The sequence below is a fragment of the Devosia sp. CN2-171 genome (assembly GCF_049354815.1).
In the GTDB taxonomy this organism is placed as follows: domain Bacteria; phylum Pseudomonadota; class Alphaproteobacteria; order Rhizobiales; family Devosiaceae; genus Devosia_A.
The window spans coordinates 1,728,266-1,744,879 of the sequence record NZ_CP186479.1 but is presented as its reverse complement, the minus strand read 5'-3'; the positions used below and the strand labels follow the sequence as shown (position 1 = coordinate 1,744,879).

Sequence of the window (16,614 nt, the reverse complement as noted above, 5' to 3'; positions counted from 1 at the left end):
GAACCACGGAACCAAGATGCAAGAACTCAGGGGACTGGGCGCCATCGCCGCCCGCTACGATGCGGTTTTGAGCGATATCTGGGGCGTCGTGCACAACGGTGTCCGCGCCCATCCGCTGGCCGTGGAGGCCCTCGTTGCCTACCGCCGGCAGGGCGGCCGCGTCGTCCTCATCTCCAACGCCCCGCGTCCCAAGGGTCCGATCATCGCGATGATGGACGGGTTCGGGGTGCCGCGCGAAGCCTATGACGAGGTGGTCACCTCGGGCGATGCGACCCGCGTCATCCTCGCGCGTTATCGCGGCCAGACCGTCCACTATGTCGGCCCACCGCGCGACAATGACAGCCTGTTCGAAGGCCTCGACATCACTCTCGGATCGGCCCAGGAGGCCAGGGCCGTCGTCGTCACCGACCTCGATACCGACGACGACACGCCGGACATGTACAACGACCGCATCACCGTGTGGTTGAGCCGCAACCTGCCGCTGATCGCTGCCAACCCCGATCGCGTCGTCGAGCATGGCGACCGCCTGATCTATTGCGGCGGCGCGCTCGCCGATCTCTACGAAGCCCGCGGCGGCATGATCATCATGGTCGGAAAGCCGTACAAGCCGATCTACACCGAAGCTCTCCGCCTCGCCGAAGAGGCCGCCGGCACACCCCTCGACCGCACCCGCATCCTCGCCATCGGCGACTCCGTCCGCACCGACGCCATCGGCGCCGCCGGGGCAGGGCTCGACCTGCTCTTCGTCACCGGCTCCATCCACGCCGCCGAACTCGACGCTTTCGGCAACCCGGACCCGGATGCCGTGCGGCGGCTGGTGGAGCCGAGCGGCGCGAATGTTGCGGGGTTCATGCCGAGATTGGCCTGGTAGGATGAGGGGCGGCGGCGTAGCCGCTTTTTCATCCTCCCCTGCGAAACGGGGGAGGGGGACCCGCGAAGCTGGTGGAGGGGGCAACCCCAAACACCGGCGCTTTCTGCCGCCCCTCCACCGCTTTCGGCGGTCCCACTCCCCGTGAACGGCGGAGGATGAAGAGCCCCTTCTGCGCTCCCCGCATACCCGCTCCCCCCTTCGTCGCCTTGCCATCACGCCCCTTTCTTGCCATATCGCCATCACCTCTACGGGCGGGTGGGAACTTGACCTTCATTCGGCTGGCGGGCCTCGACCGGGTCCCTGACAATCTCAAGGGCGCCATGGTCGCGGTCGGCAATTTCGACGGCTGCCACCGCGGCCATCAGCACGTCTTCCGCGGGCTGATCGAGCGTGCCAGGGCGGCCGGCGTTCCGGCGCTCATGCTCACCTTCGAACCGCACCCGCGCGATATCTTCGCGCCCGAGCCCTTCATGTTCCGGCTGACCTACGCGGACCAGAAGGCGGAGATCGCCGAAGCGCTGGGCCTCGACGGCATCGTCGTGATGCCGTTCTCGCGCGAGTTCAGCCAGATCGAAGCCGAGGATTTCGTCACCCGCTTTCTGGTCGGCGCGCTGAACGTGCGTGGCGTCGAAGTCGGCGCCGATTTCCACTTCGGCTTCCAGCGCAAGGGCACGCCGGCCTTCCTCAGGGACGCCGGCCAGCGCCACGGGTTCGATGTCGAAATCCTCGCCATGCTCGACGAGGGTGACGACCACATCTCCTCGAGCCGCATTCGCGCCCTGCTCGCCGAAGGCCATGCCGACGCGGCCGCCCAGCTCCTCGGCTACCACTGGTTCTTCTCCGGCACGATCGTCACCGGCGACCAGCGGGGCAGGGAACTCGGCTTCCCCACCGCCAACATGGCCACCCCCACCGGCTTTGGCCTCTTGCAAGGCGTCTACGCCGTGCGCGCTAAACTTGGCGACCGCCTGCTCGATGGCGTCGCCAGCTACGGCAAGCCGATGTTCAACAACGAGCGGCCGCCCTTCGAAACCTGGATCTTCGATTTCGACGAGGACATCTACGGCGAAACCCTCGAAGTCGCCCTCCTGGGCACGGTCCGCGGCCAGGTGAAGTTCCGCGGCCTCGACGAACTCATCGCCGCGGTGAACAACGACGCCTCGCAGGCCCGGCACATCTTGCAGGCAACGCTGCCGGTGTCGGAACTAGATCGAAAGCTCGGGTTCTTTCGGTAGGGCTGGTGGCGTAGCCGCCTCTTCATCCTCCCCCGCTGCGCAGGGGAGGATGAAGGAGAGGCCTGTGTCCGGCCCATTTCCCCTTTCACCCGCCGCCCCCGCTTGCTAAAAGCCCGCAGCTTCCAAGGTACCTTCTGATGAACGATACTGCGACCAGCGGCGCCGAGACCGACTATTCCGCGACGCTCTTCCTGCCCGAAACCGAGTTTCCGATGCGCGCCGGGCTCCCCGCCCGCGAGCCCGACTGGCTGAAGCGCTGGGAAGACATGGATATTTACGCCCGTCAGCGCGCTGCCGGGCAGGGCAAGCCCCTATTCACCCTGCATGACGGCCCGCCCTACGCCAACGGCAACATCCATATCGGTCACGCGCTCAACAAAATCCTCAAGGACCTAGTGAGCCGCAGTAAGACCATGCTCGGCTACAACTCGGCCTACGTGCCGGGCTGGGACTGCCATGGCCTCCCCATCGAGTGGAAGGTCGAGGAGCAGTACCGCAGTAAGGGCAAGAACAAGGACGACGTCGAGATCAACGAGTTCCGCAACGAGTGCCGGAGCTTCGCGCAGTACTGGGTCGATACCCAGCGCGAGGAGTTCAAGCGGCTCGGCGTGGTCGGCGATTGGTCCAACCCCTACCTGACGATGAGCTTCGACGCCGAAGCCCAGATCGCGCGCGAGCTGATGAAGGTCGCCGCGTCCGGCCAGCTCTATCGCGGGTCGAAGCCCGTCATGTGGTCGGTGGTCGAACGCACCGCACTGGCCGAAGCCGAGATCGAGTACCAGGACTACGAGAGCGACGCGATCTGGGTGAAATTCCCGATCCACTCGGCCAACGGCGCTTACGGCACCGGCTCGTTCGAGGATTTCGGCTCGTCCTACGTAGTCATCTGGACCACCACCCCGTGGACCATCCCGGCCAACCGCGCCATCTCCTATTCTTCGAAGATCAGCTACGGCCTATACGAGGTCACCGCCGCGCCCGAAGGCAATTGGGCCAGCAAGGGCGAGAAATACGTCCTCGCCGACAAGCTCGCCGAGGAAACGCTGGCAAAGGCCAAGGTCGAGAGCTTCGTCCGCCTGCACGATGTCGATTGCAGTAAGATCGTCTCGACCAATCACCCGCTGCGCGGTCTCGCCGGCGGCTATGAGTTCGAAGTGCCGCTGCTCGATGGCGAGCACGTCACCGACGACACCGGTACTGGCTTCGTCCACACCGCACCTGGCCACGGCCTCGATGACTTCGGCATCTGGATGGATTCGGGCCGCGCCCTCGCTGCGCGCGGCATCGACACGTCAATCCCGTTCATGATCGACGATGCCGGCTTCTACACCGCGGCGGCCCCCGGTTTCGATGGCGCCCGCGTCATCGATGACGCCGGCAAGAAGGGCGACGCCAACAACCGCGTCATCGCCGCGCTCGCCGAGCGCAACGCGATGGTCGCGCGCGGCCGGCTGAAGCACCAGTATCCGCACAGCTGGCGTTCGAAGAAACCGATCATCTACCGCAACACCCCGCAGTGGTTCGTCTACATGGACCGCGACATCATGGGCAAAAAGGGCGACACCCTGCGCGCCCGCTCGCTCGCTGCTATCGACGCTACTAAGTTCTACCCGCAGGCCGGCCAGAACCGCCTGCGCTCGATGATCGCTGACCGCCCCGATTGGGTGCTCAGCCGCCAGCGCGCCTGGGGCGTACCGATCGCCGTGTTCTACAATGAAGCGACCGACACCATCCTCAAGGACGAGGTCGTCAACGAGCGCATCGGCCTGGCCTTCGAGGAAGAGGGCGCCGACGCCTGGTTCAAGGACGGCGCCAAGGAGCGCTTCCTCGCCGGTGCCACGCATGAGGGCAAGCCGGTGAACCCGGCCGAGTGGCAGAAGATCGACGACATACTCGATGTCTGGTTCGAATCCGGCACGACGCACAGCTGGGTCCTGGGCAATCCGCAGAAATGGCCGGATATGCAGTTCCCGGCCGGCATGTATCTCGAGGGCTCCGACCAGCACCGCGGCTGGTTCCACTCCTCGCTGCTTGAGAGCTGCGCCACCAACGGTTTCGCCCCCTACGCGAGCGTGTTGACGCACGGCTTCACCCTCGATGGCGAGGGCAAGAAGATGTCGAAATCGCTGGGCAACACCACCGCCCCGCAGGACGTCATCAAGCAGTACGGCGCCGATATTCTCCGCCTCTGGGTCGCCCAGTCCGACTATTCGGACGACCTGCGCATCGGCAAGGAGATCATCAACTCCACCGTCGACAGCTATCGCAAGCTGCGCAACACCATCCGCTGGCTCATCGGCAACCTCGCCCACCGCAAGGCCGACGAGACCGTCGACCATCGCGACATGCCTGAACTCGAGCGGCTGATCCTCAGTAAGCTCAAGAGCCTCGATACGCTCGTGCGCGAGGCCTACGAGAGCTACGACTACAAGCGCATCGTCGCCGCGCTCTCGAACTTCATGAACATCGATCTCTCGGCGTTCTACTTCGACATCCGCAAGGACGCGCTCTACTGCGATCCTATCTCCTCGGTCCGCCGCCGCGCCAGCCTCACCGTGCTCGACCATGTGTTCGACACGCTGACCGCCTGGCTCGCGCCCATCCTCGTCTTCACCATGGAAGAGGCTTGGCTCGAGCGGCACCCCGGCGCCGATTCCTCGGTGCACCTCCGCCAGTTCCCGGACCTGCCGGAGAGCTGGACCGACGAGAAGCTCGAACAGAAGTGGGAAGCGATCCGCGAAGTCCGCAAGGTCGTCACCGGCGCCCTCGAAATCGCCCGCCGCGACAAGGTCATCGGCGCCTCGCTCGAAGCCGCGCCGGCGGTCTACATCGCCGACGACAAGCTCGCCGCCGCCGTACGCGGCTCCGACCTCGCCGAAATCTCGATTACCTCTGACATCGAAGTGATCGAAGCCGAAGGCCCGACCGACGCCTTCCGCCTCGACGAAGTCCGCGGCGTCGCCGTGGTGTTCAAGAAAGCCGAAGGCAACCGCTGCGCCCGCTCCTGGCGGATTCTGCCGGAGGTCGGCACTGACGCGGAGTATCCGGACCTGTCGCTGCGCGACGCCCAGGCCATGCGCGAACGCAAGGCGGCAGGGCTCTGAGCTTGACCGTTACCAGACGGCCCCCTCCCATCCTCCCCCCTTATGGGGGAGGTGCTCCGCTGGTGGGTGGGCCCGATCCAGCCACAAGCTCGACTCTTCACCTCCCCCTTTATGGGGGAAGCCGGGAGGGGGCCGTCTCTATCGGCTTACCCACATGCCAGCCCTGACCCGCCCCTACCTCATCCCGTCCCTCCTCGTCGGCCTCCTCGCCTTCGCTCTCGATCGCGGCCACAAGTTCCTCCAGATCGATATGCTCGGCTGGCGCGGTGGCGAGATCGTCCCGGTCACCAGCTTTTTCGACTACGTCCTCGTCTGGAATCCCGGCGTCTCCTACGGCCTGCTCAACGATTTGCCGGTCTGGGCGCTCGGCGCCATCGCCATCGTCGCCATCGCGGCGCTGGCGCTCTGGTGGTCCCGCGCTGCCGATCCGCTGGTCCGCTTTGGGCTGATGCTCGCCATCGGCGGTGCCGTCTCCAATGCCCTCGATCGGCTACTCTATGGCGCCGTTGCCGATTTCTTTCACTTTCACTGGCAGGCTTGGAGCTTCTACATCTTCAACATCGCCGACGTGGCGATCACATCAGGAGTGTTGCTGCTGCTCCTCGATTTCGTCGGGATCGGCAGGCCGAAGAAGGCCTGATCGCAAAGGCGCCTCAATCTGGCCTTAGGGCCCGGTTGCCTGGGCAACGAAAGCGATAACAATTCCGAGCGAATTGTTCGTAGGCTTATGATGGTCTATAAGGCCCACCTCGCTGCGGGTGGGCCGACGTGGGGAATAAGGGAAGTCTCAATGCTGAGTGGTAAGACCGGGCGGCGGCCCAGTTTCAGTGCCGTGTCCCGGGGCGGATTGCTGGTTCTTGGCCTCGTCGTCAGCGCTGGACTCAGCGCCTGCACCACGACCGAAGGCACGAACGCGCTCAGCGACATCGGCACCTTCGAGCGTGAAGTCGCCGTCGAAACGCTCAAGGGCATGGGCATGATGGACCGCGAACTGAAGGACGAGAACATCGTCCCGCGCGGCCCGCTGGTGATTCCAAAGTCCGCCGCCGTGCTGCCGCCTCCCCCCGATCCCAAGGCCGACAAGGTCGCCTCGCTTCTCCCCGAGGATTCCAAGACCGTCCAGATCGACACCACCAATCTGTCCGAGGCCGACCTGACCCGCCTACGCAACGCGCGCGTTGTCGACCTCCGCACTATCGACGGTCGCCCGCTCACCGAGGCCGAAGCCCGCCAGCTCACGGCCCGCATGAAGGCCGCCAAGCTGCAGAGCGGCCCGCGTCCGCTTTATCTGCCGCCGGAAGAGTATTTCACCACCGTCAAGGGCAAGGACACTGTGTGTCTGGCTGCCAATGGCGAGCTCGTCCCGCTCTCCGACAAGGCTTGCCCGCCCGAAGTGCGTAAGGCACTACAGGCTCAGGCCCAGTAATATCCGAAGCGGCCCTTCGCGGGCCGCTTTCGCCTATCAACTCGAAAGATGCGCTGACCCCCCGGGCAATCCCGTCTGGCCCCGGTCCCGCAGGAGTTAGTCAATGTCCGATATTTCAGCCGTCCCGCTGGACGGCGATCGCCTTGCCAAGGTCATCGCCCGTTCCGGCCTCTGCTCCCGTCGCGATGCCGAGGGCTGGATCAAGGACGGTCGCGTCACCGTCAACGGCAAGAAGGTCCTGACCCCGGCCTTCAACGTTTCCCCCAACGACAAGATCAAGGTCGACGGTGAGCCGCTCGCCGCCCGGCAGGGCACGCGCGTCTGGCTTTATCACAAGCCCGCCGGCCTCGTGGTCACCGAGAAGGATCCGGAGGGCCGCCCGACCATCTTCGAAGCGCTCGACGAAAAGGGCCTGCCGCGCGTCGTCTCTATCGGCCGGCTCGACATCAACACCGAAGGCCTGCTGCTCGTCACCAATGATGGCGGCCTGAAGCGCGTGCTCGAACTGCCCGCTACCGGCTGGCTCCGTCGCTATCGCGTCCGCGCCTTCGGCTCGGTCACGCAGGAGCAGCTCAACACCCTCAAGGACGGCATCGAGATCGAGGGCATCCAGTATGGCCCGATCGACGCCGTCCTCGAGCGCACCCAGGGCTCGAACTCCTGGCTGGTGCTCGGCCTGCGCGAGGGCAAGAACCGCGAGGTCAAGAACGTCCTCGGCGCGCTCGGCCTGCAGGTCAACCGCCTGATCCGTGTCAGCTACGGCCCGTTCCAGCTCGGCGACCTCGCCGAGGGCCAGGTCGAAGTGGTTGCCGCCCGCGTGCTGCGCGAGCAGCTCGGCAAGCGTCTCGCCTCGGAAGCCAACGCCGATTTCGAGAGCGAGATGCCGGAAGGCACCCGGCCCCAGCCGGTGAAGAAGGCTGTTAACCCCAAGCTGCGCGCCGCCGCTCCCGGCAAGGAGCTGAGGAAGGATTCGCCGCGCAAGTCGCGCGAAAACAAGTTCCGCTTCGAGGACGACGACACCGAAGCCGCGCAAGCTGCTGCCTTCGCCGAACGTCCGCGTCAGGATCGCCCCGGCCGCTTCGACAAGCGGCCGGTAAAGGCGCCGAGCCGTCCGCGTCCGGTCGATCCGAGTGAAATCCGCACGATCCATTTCGAGGATGGCCGCGAAGCCGAAATCCGCGTCAAGCCGCCCCGTCCCGATCGCGGCGAGGGCGAGCGCCCTAAGCGCGGCTGGGACCCCGAGGACAGCTCGGCCAAGGATTTTGGCCGTCCCGCCCACCAGGCGGAGCGCCCTGCGCGGGGCCCCCGTCCCCCGGGCGCCACGCGTCCCGATGGCGATCGTCCCAAGCGCAGCTTCGGCGACAAGCCCGGCTACGGCGACAAGAAGTTCGGCGACAAGAAATTTGGCGACAAGCCGCGTGGCAAGTTCGGCGACAAGCCGCGCGGCGATTTCGGTGACCGGCCGAAGCGCGACTTCGGCGACCGTCCGCCCCGCAGCGATGGTGACCGTCCTGCCCGCAGCGGCAGCTTCGGCAAGAAGCCCTATGCGCCGCGCAGCGACGAGGCCGGTGATCGTCCCCGCGGCGATCGCCCCTTTGGCGATCGTCCGCCCCGCAAGTTCGGCGACAAGCCCTTCGGCGCGCGGCCCCCGCGCGGTGGCGATCGTCCCTCGGGCGGCTCTGGCCGTCCCGCCGGCGGTGGCTTCGGCAAGAAGCCCTATTCGCCCCGCAACGCCGAAGCCGGGGACCGTCCGGCCCGCGCGCCCGGCGCCAAGCCTTATGGCACCCGTCCGCCTCGCGAGGGCGGCGACCGCAAGCCCTATGCGGGTAGGTCGGACGGTGACCGCAAGCCTTACTCCGGCAAGCCCGCTGGCGACCGGAAGCCATATTCTGGCAAGCCGGGTGGCGGTGGCAAGCCCTACGCCGGCAAGCCCGGTGGCAGCCGTCCTGCCGGTGGTGGCCGTCCTTCGGGCGGCGGTGGGCGTCCCCCGGGCGGTTCTGGCCGTCCCCCGGGCGGTTCTGGCCGTCCCGCTGGCGACCGCCCGCGTGGCCCCAAGAAGCCGCGCGAGTAAGCCTTGCGCATCGTCGCCGGCAAGTTTCGCGGCAAGGCCCTGCTGTCGCCCACGGATGACAGCATCCGCCCCACCTCCGATCGGGCCCGCGAATCGGTGTTCAACATCCTCGCGAGCCGCATCGGCGTGCATCTCGATGGGTTGAAAGTGCTCGACCTCTTCGCCGGCACCGGCGCTCTCGGCCTCGAAGCTATCTCGCGCGGTGCCTCGGGGGCCGTGTTCGTCGATACCGGCGCCGAGTCCCGCGGCATCATTCGCGACCACATCGAAGCCTTCGGCATCGCCGGCATCGCCAAGCTCCTCCGCCGCGACGCCACGGCCTTGGGGCCGGCCGGCACCATGGGTCCGTTCAACCTGGTCTTCCTCGATCCGCCCTATGGCAAGGGCCTGGGCGAGAAGGCACTGGTCTCGCTGCTCGCCGGCAACTGGCTGGCCAAAGGCGCCACAATCGTGCTCGAGGAGAGTGCCGAGGAAGAGATCGAGCTGCCCGCCGGCTTCCTGCTCGACGATCGCCGCGAGTATGGTGCGGCGGCCGTGCATTTTATCCGCACCGTGTGAGGCAAACCATGAAGTTCGGCGCCACCGTCATGCCCTCCGGCAACGCCACCGCGGTCGAAGTTCCGGCCGAAGTGATGCAGGCACTCGGTCCGGAGGCGCGGCCACCAGTCGCCATCACCATCAACGGTGTCACCTGGCGCAGCCGTATCGCCGTCAAGAACGGCCAGCGCCTCATCGGCATCAGCGCCGCCCATCGCGAAGCCGCCGGTATCAACGAAGGCGAAGAGATCGAGCTGGATGTTGTCCTCGACACCGCCCCGCGCGAGGTCGAAGAACCCGACGACCTCAAGTCCGCACTCGATCTGCGCCCCGCTGCCCGCACCGCCGTCGACAAGCTGCCCTTCGGCCTCAAGGGCAAGAACGTCCGCGATATCGAGGCGGCCAAGACCGCCGAAGTCCGCGCGCGCCGCATCGCCAAGCTGGTCGAGACCCTCGGCGGCTAAGCCTAGCGCGTCCGCCCGAACAACCGCTCGATATCCGCCTTCTTCAGCTCGACATAAGTCGGGCGCCCGTGGATGCATTGACCCGAATGCGGCGTCACTTCCATCTCGCGCAGCAGCGCGTTCATTTCCTCGAGCTTCAGTCGCCGCCCGGATCGTACCGAGCCGTGGCAGGCCATTCGCCCGATGATCGCCTCGAGCCGGTCGGCCAGCGCCGCCGTCGAATCCCACTCCGCCAGCCCGTCGGCCAGATCCTGCACCAGCCCGGCCACATCTGGCTGCCCCAGCAGTGCCGGCGTCTCGCGCACCGCCACTGCCCGCGCCCCGAACCGCTCGATCGCCAGCCCGAGCTTTTCCAGCACCGGCGCCGCCTCCTCGAGCCGCGCGCAATCGTCCTCCGGAAGTTCCACCACCACCGGGATCAGCTGCAACTGGCTCGCCACCGGCCCCGAGGCCATCTGCGCCTTGAACCGCTCATACACCAGCCGCTCATGCGCCGCATGCTGGTCCACCAGCAACAGGCTGTCCCCATTCTGCGCCACGATGAAATTGTCGAACATCTGCGCCTTGGCAGTGCCGAGCGGGTAGTCCTCCACCCTTTCTGCAACAGGCTCATTGTACCGCGCACTCGGTTCATCGAAGGCCGCAAAGCGCAGGGCGGCCTCAGTCGGGTATCCTCCCCCGCGGGGCGGGGGAGGATACCCAGCGTAGCTGGGGGAGGGGGCGGCCAAACCCTCGGACGTCACCACCCCCCCAAACTCCGGCACCCGAAACGCCCCCACCACGTCCTCCGCGACACCCGAGCTTGCCCGATGCCCGGCCGCCGTCAGCGCATCCCCGATCGCCCGGATCACCGCCCCCCGCACCCCCCCGGGATCGCGAAACCTGAGCTCCGCCTTCGCCGGATGCACGTTCACATCCACCTCTGCCGGATCGACCGCGAGAAAGATCGCCACCACCGGAAACCGGTCGCGAAACACGAAGTCCGAATAGGCCGCCCGGATCGCCCCGACCAGCACCTTGTCCCGCACCGAGCGCCCGTTGACGAAGAAGTACTGGCTCAGCGAATTGGCCCGCGTGTAGGTCGGCAACCCAGCGAGCCCCGTCACCACCATGCCGTGCCGGATCGTCGCGAGCGTCACGGCGTTCTCGCCGAAGTCCGCCCCCAGCACATCGCCGAGCCGCGCCCTGAGCGCGCCTTCGCCGAGTTGCCCCGGCCAGTTCGCGCTCGTCCGGTCCGCCCCATCGAGGGTGAACTGCACCCCCGGATTGGCCATCGCCAGCCGCTTCACGATATCGGTGATCGCCGCCGCTTCGGCCCGCTCGGATTTGAGGAATTTCCGCCGCGCCGGCACGTTGGCGAACAGCTCCCGCACCTCGACGATCGTGCCCCGGTTCATCGCCAGCGGCACCGGCCGCGCCTTGATCCCGTGCCGGACCGCCAGCTTGAGCCCGCTCGCATCCTCGGCCCGCCGCGACGAGATCGTCAGCTCCGCCACCGACCCGATCGAGGCCAGCGCCTCGCCACGAAACCCCAGCGTCCGGATGTCGTCGAGCCCGTCATCGGCCAGCTTCGACGTCGCATGCCGCTCGACGGACAACAGCAGGTCCGCCTCGTCCATCCCCACGCCGTCATCCTCGATGCGGATCAGGCTCTGCCCGCCGCCGGCGGTGGTGATCGCAACCCGGCTGGCCCCCGCATCGATGGCGTTCTCAACCAGCTCCTTCACCACGCTCGCCGGCCGCTCCACCACCTCGCCCGCGGCAATGCGGTTGATCAGGTCTTCGGGCAGCTGGCGGATGGGCAAGGGCGATTCTCCTGGGGAGACAATATAGGGATCGAGCCGCTGCCATGACACCCGGATTCACCCCAACCACAGGTTGTCATCCCTGCGTAGGCAGGGATCCAACTCACCACCCGCGCCAGCTGAAGCTTGGATCCCTGCCTGCGCAGGGATGACATCGGGTGGCTGGGGAGGCTAAGGAAAGCCATGCCCACCCAAATGGACCAAGCCCTCGATCTCGCCGCCGAAGCCGCCGCTGCCGGCGAGGCTCCGGTCGGCGCCGTCATCGTCGAAGGCACCCGCGTTCTCGCTGCCGAGCGCAACCGCATGCGCGAGCTGAACGACCCCACCGCGCACGCCGAATTCCTCGCCATCCGCACTGCGCTCGCCGCCCGCGGCACCGGCCGCCTGGATGGCTGCGACCTCTACGTCACGCTCGAGCCCTGCGCCATGTGCGCCGGCGCCATCGCCCACACCCGCCTCCGCCGCGTCTACTATGGTGCCGAAGACTTGAAGGCCGGCGCCGTCGACAACGGCATCCGCCTGTTCGAAAGCCCGAACTGCCACCACCGCCCGGAGGTCATCGGCGGGTTGGGGGCAAGCCGGTCAGGAGAGCTGCTGAAGGCGTTCTTCCAGGGCCTGCGCTAGCGATCTTCAGCCCGCGTCGAGGTGCCCTCGCGCCGGATGAAGGCCTCCACCCGGCCTTCGAGCGCGCGCTTGAAGTTGTCCTTGTCCTTTTCGACATGCGCGATGATTTCGCGCACGCGCCAGAACTCGAGCGCTCCGAAGGCGCTGAGATGCGGCCGCACGTAGACATCGGGCGGGTAGGCCGCCATCATATGCGCGGTCAGCGAGTGCATCATGATCTGGGCCGAGCCGAACCACACGTCGATCACATTGTGGTTGGTCTTGGTCATCTGCTCTGACGGATCGCCGTTGACGTCGATGCCGACCAGAATGTCGGTGTCCGCCGCCGCCTGGTCGAGGGGCAGAGGGTTCACCACCCCGCCATCGACGAGCAGGTGGTTGGCGAACGGCACCGGCTTGAACAGCCCGGGAATGGCGAGCGAGCCGGCAATGGCCGAGCGGATCGCGCCGTCCGAAAACACCGCCTGGTGCCAGGACTGGAAGTCCGTGGCGACCACGTAGAACTTGGTGCTGAGGTCCTTGAACTCATGCGGGAAGTCGTCGGGGAGGAAGGCATCTACCACCCGGCGCGCATCGAGCTGCACGTTGAAGCCGGCCTGGAAGAAGTTGCCGAGGTTGCGCACCTGCGCGCCCCACAGCCGACCGGCGATCACCCGCATCGTCGACAGCACCGAAATCGAGTGCTCGCGCAGCTCCGCGCCGCTCATGCCGCTGGCCCAGCCGGCGCCAATCAGCGCACCGATCGATGTTCCGGCGATGACATGCGGCCTGAGCCCCATCTCGTCCATCGCCTCGATATAGGGGATATGCGTCAGCCCGCGGGCAGAGCCGCCGCCGAGTGCCACGCCGATGCGAGGCTCTCGCCCCAGCGATTGCGGATTCTCCCGAAACACACCGCGCAACCGATCGACAATGTCCTGCCCCCGCCGCTGCAGCGGTGTCGGCGAGATCGGCGCTGAAAAATCATGTGCCACGATAGGAAAGAGGATACGCTTGAACCTCTTTCCAACTCGTTCAGGCCGGTTTCAGTTCCCTCGCAACGGCGCGCCAGCCAATGTCGCGCCGGCAGAAGCCCTCGGGCCAATCGATCCGGTCGATCGCGTCATAGGCACGGTCGCGCGCTTCCGCCACCGTCGCGCCCAGCACCGTGACGTTCAGCACCCGCCCGCCATTGGCGATCAGCCTGCCGTCGCGACGGATCGTCCCGGCATGGAAGACCCGTAGCCTGGCGCCATCGAGCCCGTCCACGCCCTTGATCTCGCTGCCCGTTTCCGGCTTCACCGGATAGCCCTTGGCGGCCAGCACCACGGTCAGCGACACCTCGTCGCTGAACTCCGGCTTCACGTCCTTCAGCGTTCCTCGCGCGGTCGCCTCGAGCAGGTCGAGCACATCGGATTTGAGCCGCAGCATCAGCACTTGGCACTCCGGGTCGCCGAACCGCACATTGTATTCGATCAGCTTGGGCCCATCCGCCGTAACCATGACGCCGGCGAAGAGCACACCGGTGAACGGCGTGCCGCGCTCGGCCATGCGCCGGATCGAGGGCAGGATGATCTCCTGCTCCACGCGCGCCGTCATGTCCGGCGTCATCACCGGCGCCGGCGAATAGGCGCCCATGCCGCCGGTGTTCGGACCGCGATCGCCATCCCACACCCGTTTGTGGTCCTGCGCGCTCGGCAGCATCACGACGCTGGTCCCGTCGCAGAGCGCGAAGATCGAGGCTTCCTCGCCCTCGAGGAACTCCTCGATGACGACGGTCGAGCCGCTCTCGCCGAATGCCCCGGAGAAGCAGTCTCGCACCGCGTCCGCCGCTTCCTCCATGGTCATCGCTACGGTGACGCCCTTGCCGGCGGCGAGCCCGTCGGCCTTGATCACGATCGGCGCGCCCTGGTCATGCACATAGGCCAGCGCCTCAATCTCGTTGTCGAACCGCGCATAGGCCGCTGTCGGCACCTTGGCCTCGTCGCACAGCGCCTTGGTGAAGGCCTTCGAGCCCTCGAGCTGTGCCGCCGCCTTCGATGGCCCGAAGCACAAGAGCCCCCCCGCGCGCACGTCGTCACCGAGCCCCGCCACCGCCGGCGCGTCGGGCCCGATCACCACGAAATCTATCGCCTCGGCCTTGGCGAACCCGATCACCGCCGCATGGTCGGTGATGTCCACCGGCACATTCTCGGCAAACGTCTCCGTCCCGCCATTCCCCGGCATCACGAACAGCTTCTCGCACCGCGGCGATTTGGCGATGGCCCAAGCCAGGGCATGTTCGCGTCCACCGGAGCCAATCACCAGAATACGCATCGAGGAGTTCCTTGTTCCGCGGCCCGTCTAGCACGCATGCCAACCCCTCGCCAGATGCCCCAAAAGCCGCCTTGCCCTTGCCGCGCAGTTCTAGCAATCCTCCCCCACCATTTCGGAGACCAGCATGGGCAAGACCACCATCACCCCCACAACGCGCCGCATGCCCATGTCCCGCCTCGGCCAACCCAGCGGCCTGCCGCGTTTTCGCTGGCAGCAGCCGATCGCCGATACCAACACCCCGCCCAACCGCGGCCTCTCGCCCGAGGAGGACAGCCATGGCTTTCAGTGGGGCAAGGATTCGATCCTCCCCTACCGCGTCTTCGATGATTACGACCGCCATCTCGTCGAGGCCGACATGGAGCTCATCGCCATCACCAACGGCCGGCTCGAGGTCACTGTCGCCCCGCAGCTCGGCGGCCGCCTGATGTCGCTGCGCGACCTGAAGCTCGGGCGCGATCTCGTCTTCACCAATCCCGTCTTCCAGCCGGCTAACCTCGCCTCGCTCAACGCCTGGTTCTCCGGCGGCATCGAGTGGAACGGCCTCATCCCCGGCCACACGCCCTTCACCACCGCCCGCATCTTCGCCGGCATTGTCGAGACCGAGCGCGGCCCGATCCTCCGCCTCTACGAGTTCGATCGCATCGTCGAAGCCACCTGGCAGATCGATCTCTTCCTCCCCGAGGACGATGGCCGCCTCTATGTCCACGGCCGCACCGTCAACGCCGCCGACACCGCCAAGCTCGCCTATTGGTGGACCAATGTTGCGGCGCCCATGAGCAAGGGCATGCGCGTCATCAGCCCGGCGGACTACTCGATCGAGCACGTGCTGCCCGGCAATGAACTCGCCCGCTTCTCTTTCCCGGATCCTGCCCGCTTCGACGGCTCGTATCCCGAGAACTGGCGCGATTCGACCTCGGTCTTCTTCCGCGCGCCCGCCGCCCGCCGCCGCTATATCGCCGCGCTCGGCGCGGATGGCTTCGGCCTCGCGCAGACCTCCACCTCGACGCTCGTCGGCCGCAAGTTCTTCTATTTCGGCATGGCCCCGGGCGGCCAGCAGTGGATGAACTATCTCGCCCGCCCGGGCGAAGGCGACTACATCGAGATCCAGTCCGGCGTCACCCCGACCCAGAACCAGCGCTTCGAACTCCCCGCCCGCAGCGAGCTCGAATGGACCGAGGTCTACGGCGCCCTCTTCGTCGATCCGGTGAACGCGCAGGACCCGAACTACCGCACTGCCGTCGCCACCACTTCCGCCGCCATCGACATCCGCTTCCCCGAGGCTGAACTCGCCGATGTCGACACCTTCCTCGCTGCCGCCGCGCGGAAGCCGGTAGCGCAGCGCCTCTCCTCCGGCTCGGTCTGGGGCGCCCGCCAGGAACAGCTTATCCATGGCCCGCTGGCCGAAGGCCTCGATTTCTCCGTCCCGTTCCCCGGCGACGCTTGGGACGACCTCGTCACCACCGGCCGCTTCTCTGATACCGCTCTCGCCATGGTGCCTGACGACATCGCCGTCTCCGACCTCTGGGTCGATGCTCTGGAGCGCAGCCGCGCCGGGCAGGGCGATACCTGGCTCCACGCCCTCCTCCTCGGGATCGCCGCGCTCGACCGTGAGGACCGCTCCAAAACCACCGCCCTGTTCGACCAGTCGATCGCGCTGAAACCCACCTGGCTCGGCCTCCGCCAGCGCGCCCTTATCGCCGCCGATCCTGCAGCTGCCGAACGCGACTACCTCGCCGCCTGGGCCACCGGCGAAGCCCCGCCAGCCCTCGCAGCCGAAATCGTCGCCCACCTCGTCAAGCACAACCGCCTCACCGAGCTCGAAGCTTTCGCCTCATCGCTGCCCGAAGCCGCCCTCACCGACGAGCGCGTCCACCTCGGCCGCGCCCGCGTCGCCGCCCAGCAGGGCGATCTCGACCTCCTCGAAAAGCTCCTCGACCGCCGCTTCGCCACCATCCGCGAAGGCGAAATGCTCCTCGACCAGCTGTGGGGTAGCCTGCAGAGGGGCCGCCTCGCCGAGGCGTTGGGCCGCGAACCAACCCCCGCTGAGTTGGCCGAGCGCCTGAAACAGCACCCAGTCCCGGCCCACCTGAATTTCAGGATGAAGTCGGAATAGTCGCGCCGGAGCAGCAGTCGGGCATCCTCCCCCGCGGGGCGGGGGAGGGGGACCAGCGAAGCTGGTAGA

At 66.9% G+C, this 16,614-nt stretch carries 13 protein-coding genes; 10 read left to right on the top strand and 3 right to left on the bottom strand.

Annotation, left to right across the window (positions count from 1 at the left end; genetic code table 11):
* Window positions 1-16: 16 nt before the first annotated feature.
* The 8 genes from ACOYW5_RS08675 (at window position 17) to ACOYW5_RS08640 (ending at window position 9,708) form a co-directional block, all read left to right on the top strand.
* Window positions 17-871 (top strand): TIGR01459 family HAD-type hydrolase, encoded by an 855-nt coding sequence (locus tag ACOYW5_RS08675; RefSeq protein WP_423068852.1) that lies wholly within the window; start codon window positions 17-19, stop codon window positions 869-871.
* Between the two features lie 263 nt (window positions 872-1,134).
* The gene (locus tag ACOYW5_RS08670) at window positions 1,135-2,106 is read left to right on the top strand and encodes a bifunctional riboflavin kinase/FAD synthetase (protein ID WP_423068851.1); all 972 of its coding nucleotides are present in this window, start codon (window positions 1,135-1,137) and stop codon (window positions 2,104-2,106) included.
* 137 nt (window positions 2,107-2,243) lie between these two features.
* Complete coding sequence (gene ileS / locus ACOYW5_RS08665; protein WP_423068850.1) at window positions 2,244-5,210, top strand: isoleucine--tRNA ligase; 2,967 nt, start codon at window positions 2,244-2,246, stop codon at window positions 5,208-5,210.
* 154 nt (window positions 5,211-5,364) lie between these two features.
* The gene (gene lspA / locus ACOYW5_RS08660) at window positions 5,365-5,850 is read left to right on the top strand and encodes a signal peptidase II (protein WP_423068849.1); all 486 of its coding nucleotides are present in this window, start codon (window positions 5,365-5,367) and stop codon (window positions 5,848-5,850) included.
* Window positions 5,851-6,000: 150 nt separating this feature from the next.
* Entirely contained in the window at window positions 6,001-6,636 is a 636-nt protein-coding gene (locus ACOYW5_RS08655) for a hypothetical protein (protein ID WP_423068848.1), read from the top strand.
* A 103-nt stretch (window positions 6,637-6,739) separates the two neighbouring features.
* On the top strand, window positions 6,740-8,707 hold the full coding sequence (locus ACOYW5_RS08650; protein ID WP_423068847.1) for a pseudouridine synthase: 1,968 nt from the start codon (window positions 6,740-6,742) through the stop codon (window positions 8,705-8,707).
* Between the two features lie 3 nt (window positions 8,708-8,710).
* Window positions 8,711-9,265, top strand: a complete 555-nt coding sequence (gene rsmD, locus ACOYW5_RS08645; RefSeq protein ID WP_423068846.1) for a 16S rRNA (guanine(966)-N(2))-methyltransferase RsmD — start codon at window positions 8,711-8,713, stop codon at window positions 9,263-9,265.
* Window positions 9,266-9,273: 8 nt separating this feature from the next.
* Window positions 9,274-9,708 carry a YdeI/OmpD-associated family protein gene (locus tag ACOYW5_RS08640; protein ID WP_423068845.1) on the top strand — a complete coding sequence of 145 codons (435 nt, stop codon included), beginning with the start codon at window positions 9,274-9,276 and terminating at the stop codon, window positions 9,706-9,708.
* Between the two features lie 2 nt (window positions 9,709-9,710).
* Here the strand turns inward: ACOYW5_RS08640 and mutL are convergent, their stop codons facing one another.
* The gene (gene mutL / locus ACOYW5_RS08635) at window positions 9,711-11,513 is read right to left on the bottom strand and encodes a DNA mismatch repair endonuclease MutL (RefSeq protein WP_423068844.1); all 1,803 of its coding nucleotides are present in this window, start codon (window positions 11,511-11,513) and stop codon (window positions 9,711-9,713) included.
* 183 nt (window positions 11,514-11,696) lie between these two features.
* Here mutL and ACOYW5_RS08630 point away from each other — a divergent pair, with 183 nt between their 5' ends.
* Window positions 11,697-12,137: a nucleoside deaminase gene (locus ACOYW5_RS08630; RefSeq protein WP_423068843.1), complete on the top strand. Its 441-nt coding sequence runs from the start codon at window positions 11,697-11,699 to the stop codon at window positions 12,135-12,137.
* Here the strand turns inward: ACOYW5_RS08630 and ACOYW5_RS08625 are convergent.
* Window positions 12,134-13,111 (bottom strand): patatin-like phospholipase family protein, encoded by a 978-nt coding sequence (locus ACOYW5_RS08625; RefSeq protein ID WP_423068842.1) that lies wholly within the window; start codon window positions 13,109-13,111, stop codon window positions 12,134-12,136. The genes ACOYW5_RS08630 and ACOYW5_RS08625 overlap by 4 nt on opposite strands.
* A 40-nt stretch (window positions 13,112-13,151) precedes the next feature.
* Window positions 13,152-14,432: a phosphoribosylamine--glycine ligase gene (gene purD / locus ACOYW5_RS08620; RefSeq protein WP_423068841.1), complete on the bottom strand. Its 1,281-nt coding sequence runs from the start codon at window positions 14,430-14,432 to the stop codon at window positions 13,152-13,154.
* Window positions 14,433-14,556: 124 nt separating this feature from the next.
* Between purD and ACOYW5_RS08615 the strand changes: the two genes are divergently transcribed.
* Window positions 14,557-16,545: a DUF5107 domain-containing protein gene (locus ACOYW5_RS08615; RefSeq protein WP_423068840.1), complete on the top strand. Its 1,989-nt coding sequence runs from the start codon at window positions 14,557-14,559 to the stop codon at window positions 16,543-16,545.
* The last annotated feature ends 69 nt before the right edge of the window (window positions 16,546-16,614 follow it).